This is a genomic window from Pseudomonas sp. 9AZ, from assembly GCF_902506525.1.
Taxonomy (GTDB): Bacteria; Pseudomonadota; Gammaproteobacteria; order Pseudomonadales; family Pseudomonadaceae; genus Aquipseudomonas; species Aquipseudomonas peli.
This window is the reverse complement of sequence record NZ_LR733841.1, coordinates 1-2,077: the sequence shown is the minus strand read 5'-3', so window position 1 is coordinate 2,077 and position 2,077 is coordinate 1. Positions and strand designations below refer to the sequence as shown.

2 protein-coding genes are annotated in these 2,077 nt (G+C 53.5%); both read right to left on the bottom strand.

What is annotated here, in order from left to right; genetic code table 11:
- Positions 1–189: 189 nt before the first annotated feature.
- On the bottom strand, positions 190–1,161 hold the full coding sequence (locus tag ALTER154_RS20800; RefSeq protein WP_178126373.1) for a zinc-binding alcohol dehydrogenase family protein: 972 nt from the start codon (positions 1,159–1,161) through the stop codon (positions 190–192).
- Positions 1,162–1,375: 214 nt separating this feature from the next.
- Positions 1,376–2,077, bottom strand: a 702-nt coding sequence (locus ALTER154_RS20795; protein WP_160090244.1) for an arginase family protein, incomplete at its 5' end; no start/stop codon positions are given.

Genomic DNA, 2,077 nt, shown 5'->3' with positions numbered 1-2,077 from the left:
GTCGGGTATTGGCCGAGTGCATGCCGTGCTTAACGCCGCGCTCAGGGAAACTCCGGCAATGCTTGGAAAACTCCCTTTAAGCTAAGTCTGCTTTTCAAGCGCACATGCGTCACCTGAAGGGTTATCCACCGTCAGCGGCTTCTGAATGCTAGAGCAGGCAGGTACGCCAAAACTTAGAGACGCAGATGTTCAGAGACGCATAACGATAGTTCCTGTTGCTTGGCGAGAGCCTAATCTCTCGTATGCTGCTTCGAATTGATCCATCGTAAAGGTGCTATCGATGGTAGGGCGGATTGCCCCCTGTGAGATGAACTCTTGGATCGATTTGAGCGCGCTGGAAACATCTGACTCAGTTTCCAGCCAGGCATCGTAGCCCAGAATTTTCTTCTCATAGATCACCACGTCGGCGACATCAATGTTTGCGCTTACACCGCCGACAAATCCGATTGACACTACTGCACCCCTGGTTCGGACGGCGCTCAGTAACTGGCCTAGAATCGGGCCACCAACAGGATCAAATGCAATGTCAGCGCCTTGTCCGTCAGTAGCGCTTAAAACCGCATCTTTGATGTTTTGAGTAGATATATCAATGACTTTTTCCGCCCCTGACTGGAGAGCGCTCTGGGCCTTTTTGGCGTTAGAAACTACCCCGATCGCGGTTGCGCCCAGGGCAAGTGTCATCTGAATCAGCGCATGACCGAGCGCGCCCGATGCTCCTGATATCAGCACGGTTTCGCCAGGTTTGACTCGTCCGACGCGCGTCAATGCTTGGTGTGCTGTTACGTAATTGATAGGGAGAGCTGCCCCTTCATCGAGGTTATAACTGTCCGGCAGCGCAATGATCCGCTTGTTTTCGACCAGTACCCACTCCTGTTGCAGGCCGTCTTCGGTAATCCCCAGTTGGCCTCCCCCATAAATAGCCACTCGGGCTCCCGGTATGAATTGATCGCTTTGCTCTACTGTGCCTGAACCATCGTTGCTCAATACGATGGGAGCAGTAGCTGTGCTGACCATCCCTGTGCGAACTTGATTAGACAGCGGGTTGACGGTAGCTGCATGCATCTTCACTAGCGTATACCCAGACTTTATTGAAGGCGCTGTGCGTTGCTGTATAGCCATCTGTGGCTCAGCGCCGAACTTGGTAACAACGAGGGCTTTCATCATTATTCCTATGGCAGATCGAGTAGAAAAAGTAGGCTCGGAATCGGCGCGCTGAGATGAACTCAAGCTGGCTTGAATTAGCCCTCATCCTAGTGGCTTAGACGCAACCGATGTCCAGTGGGATCGGGGTCGCGGGCACAGGAGCCGCGCTTGTTCTACGCAAAGTCCGGCGGCTGCGCCTGAATGCCCGGCTCTATTGACTGAGTGTTCTTGATCAATGATTCGATGAACTTCCAATCAATGGCAAATCGGCCAGCATGTTTTTCAATGCCAGCGCGTCCCATGGCAAGTGCTCGGCCACTCCAAGTCCGACCACGTCGACTACTTGGCCTACGTCGCTCAATAAGCGAACCACTTGCTGGATGGTCATCTTTCCTTGAGCGATTCCATCGAAGGTGTTTTCAGGGATATCAGGTTTGGCAAACAGGAGCGAACGGAAGAGGTTCGGATCCAGAACATCAAGATCAAGGTGGATGGCGAGGTGCTTGGCTCCCGTTTCCTTCAACCAGCGCAGCACGGGCTCGCTCGTATTGGCCAAATCAGATGCGCTGGCGCTTCGCAAGCCAAGACGTTCAATAGTGGCTGTTTCTACGTCCATGGTTTCTTGCAGCCCGGCATACATGACGTTTTCGGGTTTGAGCGGGCGTCTTACAGCGCTCGCGAAATCCGGGTCGCCTTCGCCTAGCAAGTTGCCCATGACCATTGCATGCGCATGCTGGAAATCTTTGGGTGTTATGACATCCGGATGGGCATCGACCCAGAGAACTGCCAACTCCCCGTCATACCGTTCGTTGAGGTAAGCGAAAGGTGCCAAGTCGACCAAACAGTCTCCCCCTAGGATCACCATCCGGTCAGGCTGATGCTTTTGGATAAGGTGCTGCGCATGTGCTAGCTGCTCTAGTAATGCACTGCGAGC